Raw genomic sequence first — 14,351 nt, forward strand, 5'->3', positions numbered from 1 at the left:
GGTTCCATGGTGATCCGGATCGCCGCCGTGGGCGACGTGCATCTGGACGAGGACGTCGTCGGCCGGTTCCGGCCGGCACTGGACGAGCTGCATGAGCACGCAGACGTGCTGTTGCTCGCCGGCGACCTGACGCGGCACGGCACCGAGGCGGAGGCCCGCTGCGTCGCCACCGAGTTCGGCGGGCTCGGCGTGCCGGTGGTGACGGTGCTCGGCAACCACGACCACCAGTGCGACCAGGTACCGCAGGTGGTCAAGGTGCTCGAGGACGCCGGGATCACCGTGCTGGAGGGCGACGGCGTCGTGCTCGACTGCGCCGGCGGCCGGCTGGGCGTGGCCGGGGTGAAGGGATTCGGCGGCGGGTTCGCCGGCCGCTGCGCCAGCGACTTCGGCGAACCGGAGATGAAGGCCTTCGTCCGGACCACCACCCAGAGCGCGGACGCCCTGTCCGCCGCGCTGCGGGGGCTGGACTGCGACGTGCTGGTGGCGCTGACCCACTATTCGCCGGTGCCGGACACGCTGGCCGGTGAGCCGCTGGAGATCTATCCGTTCCTGGGCTCGTACCAGCTCGGGCAGGCGATCGACTCGGCGCCGACCGCGCTGGCCCTGCACGGGCACGCGCACGCCGGCACCGAGCGGGGCACCACGCCCGGCGGGGTACGCGTCCGCAACGTCGCGCACCCCGTGATCAAGCAGGCGTACAGCGTCTTCCACCTGGGTGACCACCTCGATCAGACACAGGTTTCCGGCGTCGGCGGCTCGGGTATTCAGCAAACATGGAGCTGATTCTCTGGATTCTCGCAGTCGTACTCGTGGTCGCCGGCATCCTCGCGCTGTTCCGGCGGCAGATCCTGTGGGGCGTCGTCCTCATCGTGGTCGGCCTGCTCGTCGGGCCGGGTGGTGTGAGCATCTTCAATTGACGAGGCGGCTACAGGCCGCCGTTCAGGACCCACCGGGGTCGTCGTGCCCGGAACTCCGTCCTCCCGACAGGAGCCTCCGGCCATGACGACCCCGGTGTCGTGCCGTCCGGAGGGTGACGGCGGGTTTACCGCCCTCACTTTGCGGAGATATCTCGGCCATGGAGACGTCTCGGAGCGCTGAACGGACGGGCGGCGCCCGGCAGTGGTGGGCACTGCTCGGCTTCGGGGCGGCGGTGTTCGTCGCCGCGGCGATCGGCGGGCTCGGCGTGCAGGGCACCTCGACCGAGTACGCGGGCCTCGAACAGCCCGCCTGGGCTCCCCCGTCCTGGCTCTTCGGGCCGGTCTGGAGCCTGCTCTACGCGATGATCGCGGTGGCCGGCTGGCTGGTCTGGCGACGGGTCGGCTTCGGCCCGGCCCTCTGGGCGTGGATCACCCAGTTGGTGCTGAACGCGATCTGGACCCCGCTCTTCTTCGGCGCCGGCCGCTACGGGCTGGCGTTCGTCGAGATCCTGCTGATGTGGGTGGCCATCGGCGTGACGGTGGCGCTCTTCCGCCGGGTGTCCCGGCCGGCGACGCTGCTGATGCTCCCCTACTGGGCCTGGGTCACCTTCGCCGCCGCGCTGAACTTCGCCATCTGGCGCCTGAACAGCTGAGCCGACCCGACGACGGCACGGGGCCCCGGCGCGCAGCCGGGGCCCCGTCGCCCGCTCAGCAGCGGGGCACGCCGGGGATGTACCCGTCGTGGCCCGTGTATACGTACGCGTCGGCGATGAAGCGGCCGGAGCCGATCCGGTCCCAGATCGTGCTGGTGCCGTAGGTGCCGGTGACGCTGGTGCCGCTGGTCTGGCAGTGGATGGTCACCTTGGCGCCGTCCGCGACGGTGCCCACCGCGGCGTAGCCGGTGCCCGGGCCGGAGCGGACGGTCAGCGGCGTGCCGCTGGTGTTGACCGTGCCGGAGCCGGAGCTACTGCCGCAGCCGTTGTCGCTGGTGTAGGTCTTCGTGCCCCAGTAGAGGGCGAGCGCGCCGTTGAACCGCACCTGGATGTCGGCGCCGTTGAGCCGCTGCTCGTAGTGCAGGTGCGGGCCGGTGGAGCCGCCGGTGCTGCCGACCCAGCCGATCACCTTGCCGTAGCCGACGGTCTGCCCCACGGAGACGTTGAAGCCGTTGAGGTGGGCGTAGTAGGTGCTGTAGCCGCCGCCGTGGTTGATCCGGACGTACTTTCCGTAGCTGGTGCCGCCCAGATCGGTGACCCGGTCGACGGTGCCCGGGGCGCTCGCCACCACCGGGTCGCCGAGGTCGTCCGTGCGATTGAAGTCCAGCGAATACGCCGGGCTGTGGTTGGTCCGGGTCTGGCCGGACCAGGACTGCCCGCACGGGAACGGCACCTTGAACGTGGGGGCGGCCATCGCCGGGGCCGCCGGAATCAGCGCGCCCACCGCCAGCAGACCGGCCGCCAGCAGGCCCAACCACCGCTTGCCCATCCAACACCTCCTATGTCGAAATCCTTCGATCGGATGGCTCAAGCGTGTCAGAAAATGACATCGATGGAAAGGGGTCGAATTCCCGTGTGGGAGCGCGCCCACCAGGGGGACTACGGGTTTCCGGATTGTTACTTCCTCGTGTCCGGTTAGGGGTGGACCAGGCCAGATGCAAGCGCTTACATGTGGTGACGCCCATCGGACCGGCGCGGGTTCGATCCCTGACGCGCCGGCAAGGAAGGAGAACGGCATGGCGTTTGCCAGATCACGCCAGGCTTTCGCGATCGCCGGCGTACTGGGGCTGGCGCTGAGCGCCACGGCCTGCGGCACCGGCGACGACAAGAAGAGCGACACCGCGGGCTCCGCGGAGTGCGCCGCATACGAGAAGTACGGCGACAACGACGGTAAGAAGGTCACGATCTACTCGTCGATCCGGGACATCGAGGCCGACCGCCTCGCGGAGTCCTGGAAGCAGTTCGAGGACTGCACCGGCATCGAGATCGACCACGAGGGCAGTGGCGAGTTCGAGGCCCAGCTCAACGTCCGGGTCGACGGCGGCAACGCCCCCGACCTGGCGTTCATCCCGCAGCCGGGCCTGCTCAAGCGCTTCGTCGACTCGGGCAAGCTCAAGCCGGTCGGCGCCGACACCAAGAAGATGGCCGAGGAGAACTACCCGGCCGACTGGCTGAAGTACAGCACCGTCAACGGCCAGTTCTACGGCGCCCCGCTCGGCTCCAACGTGAAGTCCTTCGTGTGGTACTCGCCGAAGACCTTCAAGGAGAAGGGCTGGACGGTCCCGACCAGCTGGGACGAGCTGATCAAGCTCAGCGACCAGATCGCGGGCACCGGCACCAAGCCGTGGTGCGTCGGCATCGAGTCGGGTGAGGCCACCGGCTGGCCGGCCACCGACTGGATCGAGGACCTGATGCTGCGGACGCAGACCCCCGAGGTCTACGACCAGTGGACGAGCCACGGCATCCCGTTCAACGACCCGAAGGTCGCCGAGGCCCTCGACAAGGCCGGCACCATCCTCAAGAACGAGAAGTACGTCAACGGCGGCTTCGGCGGCGTGAAGAGCATCGCCACCACCTCCTTCCAGGAGGCCGGCGTGCCGATCACCACGGGCAAGTGCGCGCTGCACCGCCAGGCGTCCTTCTACGCCAACCAGTGGCCGAAGGGCACCAAGGTGGCCGAGGACGGCGACGTCTTCGCCTTCTACTTCCCGGCGATCGACGCCAGCAAGGGCAAGCCGGTGCTGGGTGGCGGCGAGTTCGTCGCGGCCTTCAACGACCGCCCCGAGGTCCAGGCCGTGCAGACCTACCTCGCGTCCGGTGAGTACGCCAACAGCCGCGCCAAGATCGGCGACTGGGTGTCGGCCAACAACAAGCTCGACCTGGCCAACGTCGCCAACCCGATCGACAAGCTCTCCGTCCAGATCCTCCAGGACAAGTCCACCGTCTTCCGCTTCGACGGCTCGGACCTGATGCCGGCGGCCGTCGGCTCCGGGACGTTCTGGAAGGGCATGGTCGAGTGGGTCAACGGCAAGGACACCAAGACGGTCCTCGACGGCATCGAGGGCAGCTGGAAGTGATCTGAACCGGTGGGCCGGTCCGCGTACGCGGGCCGGCCCACCGGCTGATCAGAGACCTGGGAGGGTCGATGGAGTTCGACTTCGCTGAGGAACAGCCGAAGTTCCTCATGCTGATGTACGGGCTGATCGCTTTCGTCGCGGTGGTGGGCGGTCTGCTCCTGCTCCTCGACGTGGTGCCGGCCTGGTTCGCCCGCCGCCGGGAGGAGCAGATCCTTGCCGCCTCCGCGAGCGGCGCCCCGCTCCCCCGCCGGCGCAAGCCGCGCGAGGGCATGTTCGCGCTCTTCTTCCTGCTGCCGACGCTGCTGCTGCTCACCATCGGGCTGGTGGTCCCGGCCATCCGCACCGTGATGCTGTCGTTCATGGACGCGAACAGCAACGACTGGGTCGGGCTGCGCAACTACGGCTGGATGTTCTCCGAGGACTCCATCGTCAGGGTGTTGATCAACACCCTGATCTGGGTGCTCCTCGTGCCGCTGGTGGCCACCTCGTTCGGTCTGCTCTACGCCGTGATGGTGGACAAGGCCCGCTTCGAGGCGGTGGCCAAGTCACTGATCTTCCTGCCGATGGCGATCTCCTTCGTCGGCGCGAGCATCATCTGGAAGTTCGTCTACGCCTACCGGGGCGACGGGCAGGAGCAGATCGGCCTGCTGAACCAGATCGTGGTCAGCCTCGGCGGCGAGCCGAAGCAGTGGCTGCTGGACTCACCGCTGAACACCCTGCTGCTGATCGTGATCATGGTCTGGATCCAGGCCGGTTTCGCGATGGTGGTGCTCTCCGCCGCGATCAAGGCGATCCCGGCCGACATCGTGGAGGCGGCCCGCCTCGACGGGGTCACCCCCTGGCAGATGTTCTGGCAGATCACCATGCCGAGCATCCGGCCGGCGCTGATCGTGGTCGTGGTGACGCTGTCGATCGCCACCCTCAAGGTCTTCGACATCGTCCGGACCGGCACGAACGGCAACTACGACACCAGCGTGATCGCCAACGAGATGTACAACCAGGCGTTCCGGTACGGCCAGAACGGGCAGGGCTCGGCCCTGGCGGTCTTCCTGTTCGTCCTGGTGATCCCGATCGTGATCTACCAGATCCGCAACCTCCGTCAGCAGCGGGAGGGCTGAGATGACCACCGCAACGCCCACCGTCGCCGCCGGCACCCAGAAGACCGACGGCCGGGGCACCAGCGCCGCCGGACGGGTCCGCAAGCGGCTGAACAGCCGTACCGCGACCATCGTCTCGATCGTCATCGCGGTGCTCTGGACCATCCCCACCTTCGGCCTCTTCATCTCCTCGGTGCGGCCGGAGGACGAGATCAAGTCCAGCGGGTGGTGGACCTTCTTCACCAGCCCGTCGTTCACCCTGGAGAACTACCAGGAGGTGCTGTTCGGCCGCTCCTCGTCGTCCGGGCAGCTCGCCAGCTACTTCATCAACTCGCTGGCGATCACCATCCCGTCGGTGCTCTTCCCGCTCGCCTTCGCGGCCCTGGCCGCGTACGCGCTCGCCTGGATCAACTTCCGGGGGCGGGACTGGATGTACATCGCGATCTTCGCGTTGCAGATCGTGCCGCTTCAGATGGCCCTGGTGCCGCTGCTGAAGTTCTTCTCCACCGGCGTCACCATCGCCGGCGTCACCGTCATGCCGGCCTGGGACCTGGTCGACGAACAGAAGTTCGCGCAGGTGTGGTTCGCGCACACCTGCTTCGCGCTGCCGTTCGCCGTCTTCCTGCTGCACAACTTCATCTCGCAGCTCCCGGGTGACCTGATGGAGGCCGCCCGGGTCGACGGGGCCACCCACCCGAAGATCTTCCGCAGCATCGTGCTGCCGCTGATCACCCCGGCGCTGGCCGCGTTCGGCATCTTCCAGTTCCTCTGGGTCTGGAACGACCTGCTGGTCGCGCTGATCTTCGCCGGTGGCGGCAACGAGACCGCCCCGCTCACCGTCCGGCTGGCCGAGATGGCCGGCACCAGGGGCAACGAGTGGCAGCGGCTCACCGCCGGCGCGTTCGTCTCGATCGTCGTACCGCTGATCGTCTTCCTGTCCCTCCAGCGCTACTTCGTGCGCGGCCTGCTCGCCGGCAGCGTCAAGGGCTGAGGCGTCTCCGCCGCCGCCGGTGACCCGGCGGCGGCGGAGCTTGGCGGAGCGGGGGGTACGTGACGAAGATCGACGATGTCGCACGCCTGGCCGGGGTCTCCACCGCCACCGTGTCCCGGGCGCTGCGGGGGTTGCCGACGGTCTCGGCCGCGACCCGGCGCCGGGTGCTCGCGGCGGCCGAGCAACTGGAGTACGCCGTCTCGCCGAGCGCCTCGCGGCTGGCCGGCGGACGCACCGGCACCGTCGCCGTCGTGGTCCCCCGCATCACCCGGTGGTTCTTCGGCACCGTCGTGGAGGCGGTCGAGGACCTCCTCCAGCAGGCGGGCTACGACCTGCTGCTCTACAACCTCGGCGGGCGCGAGCAGGTGCGCCAGCGGGTGCTGCGCACCGCCAACCTGCACAAGCGCGTCGACGCGATCATGCTGGTCGCCACGCCGCTGCGACCCGCCGACCTGACCGCCCTGACGAAGCTGAAGCTGCCCGGGGTGACCATCAGCTCCGGCACGGTGGTGCCCGGCTGGCCCTGCGTACGCATCGACGACGTGGGCGTCGCGCGCACCGCCACCCGGCACCTGCTCGACCTCGGCCACCGCAGGATCGCGCACATCTCCGGCGATCCCGACGACGAGCTGGCCTACACCACCCACCTCGACCGGCGGCGCGGCTACCGGGAGGCGCTCGCCGACGCCGGCATCGACCCGGACCCCTGCCTCGACGTCGAGTCGCAGTTCACCATCAACGGCGGTACGCGGGCCACCGAGGAACTGCTGCGGCGCGGCGACCCGCCCACGGCGATCTTCGCGGCGTGCGACGAGATGGCGATGGGGGCGATGACCGCGCTACGCGACGCCGGCCTGCGGGTGCCGCAGGACGTCAGCGTGATCGGCGTCGACGACCACGACCTGGCCAGCGTCCTCGGGCTCAGCACGATCGCCCAGCCCGCAGCGGAACAGGGTCGCCTCGCGGCGCGGATCCTGCTCGACCCGCTGCACGGCGGCGCCCGGTCTTCGTGGGGCGGCCCCTACCTCGACACGCCCGGGGAGCCGGTGATCCTGCCCACTCGCCTGATCGTGCGTGAATCGACGGCGGCACCCCGGGCACACTAACGGGAAACCGCCGCCGCCCGGCAGCGCCCGACCGTCCGGCTCGACACACGGGAGAAGGCCCTGAACAGCAACCCGACGCACCAGGACACGCCCGCCGGCCCCGCCACCGGTTGGTGGACCAGGGCCACCATCTACCAGGTCTACCCGCGCTCCTTCGCCGACTCCGACGGCGACGGCATCGGTGACCTGCCCGGCATCACCGCCCGCCTGGACCACTTCGTGGAGCTGGGCGTGGACGCGCTCTGGCTGTCGCCGTTCTACCCGTCGCCGCAGGCCGACGCCGGGTACGACGTGGCCGACTACCGGGACGTGGACCCGCTCTTCGGCACCCTCGCCGACGCCGACCGGCTGATCGGCGGGGCGCACTCGCGGGGCCTGCGGGTCATCGTCGACCTGGTGCCCAACCACACCTCGTCGGCACACCGGTGGTTCGCCGCCGCGCTCGCCGCCGCCCCCGGCAGCCCGGAGCGCGACCGCTACGTCTTCCGCGACGGCCGCGGCCCGGACGGCGCACAGCCGCCCAACGACTGGCAGAGCGTCTTCGGCGGGCCGGCCTGGACCCGCGTCACCGAGGCCGACGGCAGCCCCGGCCAGTGGTACCTGCACCTGTTCGACGCCGGCCAGCCCGACCTCAACTGGGACAACCCGCAGGTGCGGGAGGAGTTCCTGGACGTGCTGCGGTTCTGGCTGGACCGGGGTGTCGACGGCTTCCGCGTCGACGTGGCGCACGGCCTGATCAAGCAGGCCGACCTCGCCGACTGGCAGGAGCCGCAGGAGATCCTCTCCGGCCAGGAGGTCGACAAGCCGCGCCCACCGATGTGGGACCAGGACGGCGTGCACGAGATCTACCGGGAGTGGCGGCGCCTGCTGGACGGCTACCCGGACGAGCGGATCCTCGTCGCCGAGGCGTGGGTGGAGCCGGCCGAGCGGCTGGCCCGCTACGTCCGCCCCGACGAGATGCACCAGGCGTTCAACTTCGAGTACCTGCTCGCCTCCTGGACCGCGCCGGCCCAGTACGCGGTCATCACCCGCTCGCTGGAGGCCACCGACGCCGTCGGCGCCCCGACCACCTGGGTGCTCTCCAACCACGACGTGGTGCGGCACGCCTCGCGACTGGGGCTGCCGATCGGCGTCAAGCGGCCCAACGGCATCGGCGCCGGCGACCCGCAGCCCGACGCCGCGCTCGGTTTGCGCCGGGCCCGGGCAGCCACCCTGCTGATGCTCGCCCTGCCCGGCTCGGCCTACCTCTACCAGGGCGAGGAGCTGGGCCTGCCGGAGCACACCACGATGCCCGACGAGGCCCGGCAGGACCCGACCTGGGCGCGCAGCGGCCACACCGAGCGGGGCCGGGACGGCTGCCGGGTGCCGATCCCGTGGGAGGCCGACGCACCGTCGTACGGCTTCGGGCCGACCGACGCGAGCTGGCTGCCGCAGCCGTCGAGCTGGGCGGAGTACGCCCTGGACCGGCAGCGGGACACGCCCGGCTCGACGTACGAGCTGTACCGCACGGCGCTGCGGTTGCGCCGCGAGCACCGGCTCGGCGAGGGCCCGCTGGAGTGGCTCGCCTCCGGCGACGAGGTGCTCTCGTTCCGCAACGGTGGGCTGACCGTGCTGACCAACTTCGGTGACGCCCCCGTGCCGCTGCCCGCCGGGTCCGAGCTGGTGCACGCCAGCGCCCCGCTGGACGACGACGGCGCCGTCGGGACCGACGTGACGGTCTGGGTCCGCCCGGCCTGACGCGACAGGGGCCCCCCGGGCAGCGCCGCACGCTGCCCGGGGGACCCTCCCCGTGCCCCGGTCGGGCCGGCCCGTACGCCTACAGGCGCTCGGCGCGCTCGTGCAGCAGGTCGCGGACGGCGGCGATGTCGTCCGGCGAGGTCCGCGAGGCCAGCCAGTACATGACGCCCGTCGGGATGAAGAAGAGCTGGAAGGCCGCCAGCCCGACGGCGTAGTTCAGCGGCGGCGGGAAGGCCGCCCGCAGCCCGTGGAAGGCCACCCCGACCAGCCCGTTGCCGGCCGCCCGGCCGACGCCGTTGACCAGGTTGCCCAGGCTGTAGACGGTGCCCCGGTGCTCGGGCGGGTTGACGTCGGCGATCAGGGCGAACCAGTTCGGCGAGTTGGCCGAGGTGAGGGCCAGGGCCACCACGGCGGTCAGCAGGCTCAGCCCGACCGTCGGCTCGGTGACCACGCTGCCCAGCACCGCCCGGACCACCGCTCCGGTGCCGGCGCCGTCGGGCACGTCGATGCGGATCGGCACGAAGAAGAGCGCCAGGTAGAACGGCAGCGCCGCGAGGATGCCCACCGCGGCGACCAGCGCCCGACCCCGGGGCGTACGCCGTTGCAGCGCGTCGCCCACCAGCCCGCCCACGATGGAGAGCACCCCGCCGAGCTGGAACAGGGTGGCGAAGACGCTGCCCACGACCACGGCGGTGGCGGCGGAGTAGCCCTGGTCCTCGGCCCGCTCGGCGAAGAGCACCGGCAGCCAGACCAGCGACCCGAACGCCGCCTGCGCGGTGAGGCCCTGGAGGACCAGCCAGCGGTTCGTCCGCCGGCTCAGGATCCTCGGCAGGTCCGCCCGGCTGATCCGGTAGTCGTACTCGGCGCCGGTGGCCAGCGCGTCGGCCAGTTCCGGCTCGCTCTGCCCGCGCCGGATGTCGTAGGTGAACAGGTAGGCGACGGTCGCCGCGACGCCGACCACCGTCAGCAGCAGGAACGGCCGCCGCCAGTCGGCGGCCCCGAGCAGCCCGCCGACCAGCGTGCCGGCGAGCGTGCCGACGCCCTGGGACAGCCCCCAGAAGCTCATCACCAGCCCCCGGCGGCGGGGCGAGATCAGGTCGGTGACGACCGAGAACCCGACCGACCCGACCGCGCCCAGGCCGACCGCCGCCAGGATCTGCGCCGCCAGGAAGGCCGGATAGTTCGCCGCGAGCGCGCTGCCGCCCGTGCCGAGCGCCCAGATGAGGGTGCCGACCATCAGCAGCGGCTTGCGGTTCGCGCGATCGCCGACGTACGCCCAGCCGACGGCGGCCACGGCGCTGGCCAGGAAGCTCACGGCGGTGACCAGGCCGAGCAGCCGCTGCGGTACGTCGAAGGCGGCGGAGATGGGCCCGTACAGCGGGGGGACCAGGCCGATCGCCACGTTGTCCAGCGAGGCGAGCAGCACGAAGACCACGACGCTGTAGAACCGGTGCGCCGACGTGCCGCCCCGGGCCCGCGCCGGCCCACCCCTGGTCAAGGTCATGTTCGGCAGCCAACCAGGATCAGGTCACGAGCGGGTGACGACGCGCGGGCGCGCCGCAGCGCTCAGAGATAGCCGCCGATCGCGGGCGGGGCGGCGGGCGCGACCGGCGTGCCCGCGCGCAGCGCGTACAACTCGGCGAGGGTGGCGCCCCGCGACGGCACCTGCGCCGAGGTGCCCAGCCAACCGGCCGCCTCCTCGTACGACAGCGGGCCCACCTCGATACGGGCCAGGCAGCGCCCCGGGCGGACCACCGCCGGATGCAGCCGGGACAGGTCCTCGTTCGTGGTGATCGCGACGAGCACGTCGCGCCCCTGCCCGAGCAGCCCGTCGGTGAGGTTCAGCAGCCGGGACAGGGCCTGCCCGGCGGCCTGCTTCGCCTCGCCCCGGATCAGCTCGTCGCAGTCCTCCAGGATGAGCAGCCGCCACCGGCGGCCCGTGCCCTGCTCGCCGTCCTCGTCCCCGACCGCCACCTCGGACAGGTACGCCGTGTCCGCGAAGAGCACGTCCGGGTCGAGTACGGCGTCGACCTGGCACCAGTCGCGCCACTGCCGGGCGAGGGCGCGCAGCGCGGTGGTCTTTCCCGTCCCCGGTGCCCCGTGCAGCAGCACCAGCCGGCCGGAGAGGCGCTCCGGGGTGGTCGCCATCAGCGCGTCGAGCGCCTCGCGGGCCGCCGCGGTGTAGTTCGGCCGGATCGCCGCCCAGTCCGGCGCGGCGATGGACCGGACGTCGCGCTGGCTGCCCCGGCGGGGGTTCTGGTGCCAGAAGCCGATCCGGCCGGCGCCCGGGTCCTCCGGCTCGGCGGCGCCGTCGACGATCCGGTCGAGGGCCGACCGGCCCACCTCCTCGGACACCGCCGTGACCGTCACCTCGGCGCCGCGCCCCTTCCAGGTGACCACCCGGGCCGTCCAGCCGTCGCCGGCCAGCAGCCGGGACCGCTGCCGGTTCTCGACCGCCGTGCGCAGCAGCCGCCCGTCGGGGGCCGTCAGCGGCGCGTCGGGGCGCACCCGGGAGAGCCGGACGGTGTGCGACCACGGGTGCCGGCCGGTGACGAAGTCCGCCAGGACCAGTGCGTCGATGACGTCGCAGGGGGTGTCCGCGTCGTCGTACTGGAGCATCGAGGGGATGCCGGTGCCGGGTGCCGCGTCCGTTTCGGGGGTGGTCCGCATCCGTCGATGATCGCGAGCCGGCGCGCGCCCGTACAGTCGTTTACCCCGCCACGGCGTCGACCCGGTCGAGGAAGTGTTCGCGGGCGGCGGCGTACCGCTCCCGGACGGCGGGGACGGGGGCGTCCGCGTACTCCTCGGTGCCCGCGACGGACCACGCGGGGGGCGCCGCGCCGCCCAGGGCGACCCAGGCGGCCTGGCGGGCGGCGCCGTCGGCGACGTACTCGCCGGGCGGCGGGACGACCACCGGCACCCCGAGGACCTGCGGGGCGATCCGGCGCACGGCCACCGACCGGGCTCCGCCGCCCACGAGGATCACCCGGCGGACCGTGGCGCCCTGGGCGGTGAGCGCGTCGAGCCCGTCGGCGAGGGCGCAGAGCAGCCCCTCGACGGCGGCGCGCGCCAGGTGGGCCGCCGTCGAGGTGCGCAGGGTCAGCCCGTGCAGGGCACCGGACGCCAGCGGCCGGTCGGGCGTCCGCTCGCCCTCCAGGTAGGGCACCATGACCAGCCCGTCCGCGCCAGCGGGGGCGGCGAGCGCCAGCCCGGCCAGCTCGTCCAGGTCGACCCGGAGCATGGCGGCAGCGGCGTCGAGCACCCGGGCCGCGTTGAGCGTGCAGACCAGGGGCAGGAAGCGGCCGGTGGCGTCGGCGAAGCCGGCGACCGTGCCGCTCGGGTCGGCGGCCGGGGCGTCGGCGACGCTGAACACGGTGCCGGAGGTGCCGATCGAGAGGACCACGTCGCCCGGGCCCGCGCCGACGCCGAGCGCTGCGGCGGCGTTGTCCCCGGTGCCGGGGCCGAGCACCGCCCCACCGGCGGGCAGCCCCGGCAGGACGTCGGGGCGTACGTGGCCGGCCGGCTCCGCCGGGCCGAGCACCGCCGGCACGTGCGGCCGCCGGCCGAACGCCCGCTCCAGCAGGTCGAGCCGGTAGTCGCCGGTGCCCGGGGACCAGTAGCCGGTGCCGCTGGCGTCGCCCCGGTCGGTGCGCAGCGCCGCCAGGTCGGGCGCGCCGGACAGCCGCCAGGTCAGCCAGTCGTGCGGCAGGCAGACCGCCGCCACCCGGGCGGCGCGCTCCGGCTCGTGCCGTGCCAGCCAGCGCAGCTTCGTGGCGGTGAAGCTCGCCACCGGCACGCTGCCCACCGCGTCCGCCCAGAACCGGCGGCCCACCTCCCCGCCGCCGGCCTCCTCGACCAGTTCGGCGGCGGCCCCGGCGGAACGCGTGTCGTTCCACAGCAGCGCCGGCCGGACCACGTCGCCCGCCTCGTCGAGGCAGACCATGCCGTGCTGCTGGCCGGCGACGGAGACCGCCGCCACGTCGGCCAGCCCGCCGGCGGCGTCGACCGCCGCGCCCAGCGCGGACCACCACGCCGCCGGGTCGACCTCGGTGCCGTCCGGGTGCGGCGCCCGGCCCTGCCGCAGCAGCGCGCCGGTCTCCGCGTCCCGGACGACGACCTTGCAGGACTGGGTCGAGGAGTCGACCCCCGCGACGATCGGCATCGCCGGCGGCCCTCAGCGGGCGCCGAGCAGGTGCTCGACGGCGAGCTGGTTGAGCCGGACGAAGCCGAAGCCCTTCGCGGCGGCCGCGTCGACGTCGAACTCCTCGAACGCGGACCGGTCGGCGAGCAGGTCGGCGTAGCCCTCCCCCGGCGCCAGCGTCGGCGTGCCCAGGTCGGCGACCCGGCTGGCGGCCAGCGCCTCGGCGACCTCCGGGTCGGCCCGGAACGCCGCCGCCCGCTCCTTGAGCAGCAGGTAGGTGCGCATGTTCGCCTCCGCCGACGCCCAGACGCCGGTCAGGTCCTCGGTGCGCGAGGGCTTGTAGTCGAAGTGCCGGGGACCGTCGTACGCGGGCCCGCCGCCGGGGCCGCCGTGCTCCAGCAGGTCGACGAGGGCGAACGCGTTCAGCAGGTCGCCGTGGCCGAAGACGAGGTCCTGGTCGTACTTGACGCCGCGCTGGCCGTTGAGGTCGATGTGGAACAGCTTGCCCTGCCAGAGCGCCTGGGCGATGCCGTGGGCGAAGTTCAGGCCGGCCATCTGCTCGTGCCCCACCTCCGGGTTGAGCCCGACCAGCTCGGGGCGGGCCAGGGTGGAGATGAAGGCCAGGGCGTGCCCGACGGTGGGCAGGAGGATGTCGCCGCGCGGCTCGTTGGGCTTGGGTTCGAGGGCGAAGCGCAGGTCGTAGCCGGAGTCGACGACGTACTGGCAGAGCACGTCGACGGCCTCGCGGTAGCGGTCCAGGGCGGCGCGCACGTCCTTGGCGAGGTCGTACTCGGCGCCCTCCCGGCCGCCCCACATCACGAAGGTGCGGGCGCCCAGCTCCGCGGCGAGGTCGACGTTGCGCAGCACCTTGCGCAGCGCGTAGCGCCGCACGTCGCGGTCGTTGCTGGTGAAGCCGCCGTCCTTGAAGACGGGGTGGGTGAAGAGGTTGGTGGTCACCATCGGGACCACCAGGCCGGTCTCGTCGAGCGCCTTGCGGAAGCGGGCCACGTGCTGGTCGCGGGTGGCGGCGTCCGCGCCGAAGGGGATCAGGTCGTCGTCGTGGAGCGTGATCCCGTACGCGCCCAGCTCGGCGAGCCGGTGCACCGCCTCGACCGCGTCCAGCTCGGGCCGGCTGGCGTCGCCGAACGGGTCGCGGCCCTGCCAGCCCACCGTCCAGAGGCCGAAGGAGAACTTGTCGGCGGGAGTGGGACGGGGTGCCATGGCAGACCTCCGGGGTGTCGTCCGCTATTTGTTCAGTGGTTGAATTATTTGGCCGGCCTGTGGCAGTGTCA

At 72.3% G+C, this 14,351-nt stretch carries 13 protein-coding genes; 8 read left to right on the plus strand and 5 right to left on the minus strand.

All coding sequences use genetic code 11. From position 1 onward, the window contains the following. Positions 1-6: 6 nt before the first annotated feature. The 3 genes from ACTMS2_RS21995 to ACTMS2_RS22005 all read left to right on the plus strand — a co-directional run bounded on the left by ACTMS2_RS21995 (position 7) and on the right by ACTMS2_RS22005 (position 1,570). On the plus strand, positions 7-783 hold the full coding sequence (locus ACTMS2_RS21995) for a metallophosphoesterase family protein (RefSeq protein ID WP_441177068.1): 777 nt from the start codon (positions 7-9) through the stop codon (positions 781-783). Then, positions 774-917 carry a GPGG-motif small membrane protein gene (locus ACTMS2_RS22000; RefSeq protein WP_165947907.1) on the plus strand — a complete coding sequence of 48 codons (144 nt, stop codon included), beginning with the start codon at positions 774-776 and terminating at the stop codon, positions 915-917. Before ACTMS2_RS21995 ends, ACTMS2_RS22000 begins: the two co-directional genes overlap by 10 nt. Before the next feature lie 158 nt (positions 918-1,075). Continuing rightward, on the plus strand, positions 1,076-1,570 hold the full coding sequence (locus ACTMS2_RS22005) for a TspO/MBR family protein (protein ID WP_441177069.1): 495 nt from the start codon (positions 1,076-1,078) through the stop codon (positions 1,568-1,570). Positions 1,571-1,625: 55 nt separating this feature from the next. Here ACTMS2_RS22005 and ACTMS2_RS22010 read toward each other — a convergent pair whose 3' ends face one another. Next, complete coding sequence (locus ACTMS2_RS22010; RefSeq protein WP_441177070.1) at positions 1,626-2,399, minus strand: peptidoglycan DD-metalloendopeptidase family protein; 774 nt, start codon at positions 2,397-2,399, stop codon at positions 1,626-1,628. A gap of 247 nt (positions 2,400-2,646) precedes the next feature. On the opposite strand from ACTMS2_RS22010, the gene ACTMS2_RS22015 reads away from it, so the two are divergent. The 5 genes from ACTMS2_RS22015 (at position 2,647) to ACTMS2_RS22035 (ending at position 8,918) form a co-directional block, all read left to right on the plus strand. Then, entirely contained in the window at positions 2,647-3,987 is a 1,341-nt protein-coding gene (locus ACTMS2_RS22015) for an ABC transporter substrate-binding protein (RefSeq protein WP_441177071.1), read from the plus strand. Between the two features lie 68 nt (positions 3,988-4,055). After that, positions 4,056-5,105, plus strand: coding sequence for a carbohydrate ABC transporter permease (locus tag ACTMS2_RS22020; protein WP_441177072.1), 1,050 nt, complete (start codon positions 4,056-4,058; stop codon positions 5,103-5,105). 1 nt (position 5,106) lies between these two features. Beyond that, positions 5,107-6,075 carry a carbohydrate ABC transporter permease gene (locus tag ACTMS2_RS22025; protein WP_441177073.1) on the plus strand — a complete coding sequence of 323 codons (969 nt, stop codon included), beginning with the start codon at positions 5,107-5,109 and terminating at the stop codon, positions 6,073-6,075. A gap of 59 nt (positions 6,076-6,134) precedes the next feature. Beyond that, positions 6,135-7,181 carry a LacI family DNA-binding transcriptional regulator gene (locus ACTMS2_RS22030; protein WP_441177074.1) on the plus strand — a complete coding sequence of 349 codons (1,047 nt, stop codon included), beginning with the start codon at positions 6,135-6,137 and terminating at the stop codon, positions 7,179-7,181. A 60-nt stretch (positions 7,182-7,241) separates the two neighbouring features. Then, complete coding sequence (locus ACTMS2_RS22035; RefSeq protein ID WP_441177119.1) at positions 7,242-8,918, plus strand: glycoside hydrolase family 13 protein; 1,677 nt, start codon at positions 7,242-7,244, stop codon at positions 8,916-8,918. Between the two features lie 79 nt (positions 8,919-8,997). Here ACTMS2_RS22035 and ACTMS2_RS22040 read toward each other — a convergent pair whose 3' ends face one another. From ACTMS2_RS22040 to xylA, 4 genes are all read right to left on the minus strand, one after another. Continuing rightward, positions 8,998-10,422 carry an MFS transporter gene (locus ACTMS2_RS22040; RefSeq protein ID WP_441177075.1) on the minus strand — a complete coding sequence of 475 codons (1,425 nt, stop codon included), beginning with the start codon at positions 10,420-10,422 and terminating at the stop codon, positions 8,998-9,000. A 62-nt stretch (positions 10,423-10,484) separates the two neighbouring features. After that, the gene (locus ACTMS2_RS22045; RefSeq protein WP_441177076.1) at positions 10,485-11,588 is read right to left on the minus strand and encodes a DUF5925 domain-containing protein; all 1,104 of its coding nucleotides are present in this window, start codon (positions 11,586-11,588) and stop codon (positions 10,485-10,487) included. A 40-nt stretch (positions 11,589-11,628) separates the two neighbouring features. Beyond that, positions 11,629-13,080, minus strand: coding sequence for a xylulokinase (gene xylB, locus ACTMS2_RS22050; protein ID WP_441177077.1), 1,452 nt, complete (start codon positions 13,078-13,080; stop codon positions 11,629-11,631). A gap of 12 nt (positions 13,081-13,092) precedes the next feature. Beyond that, positions 13,093-14,280 carry a xylose isomerase gene (gene xylA, locus ACTMS2_RS22055; protein ID WP_441177078.1) on the minus strand — a complete coding sequence of 396 codons (1,188 nt, stop codon included), beginning with the start codon at positions 14,278-14,280 and terminating at the stop codon, positions 13,093-13,095. Positions 14,281-14,351: the final 71 nt, after the last annotated feature.

This window comes from Micromonospora sp. SD12 (genome assembly GCF_052068495.1).
GTDB lineage: Bacteria > Actinomycetota > Actinomycetes > Mycobacteriales > Micromonosporaceae > Micromonospora > Micromonospora echinofusca.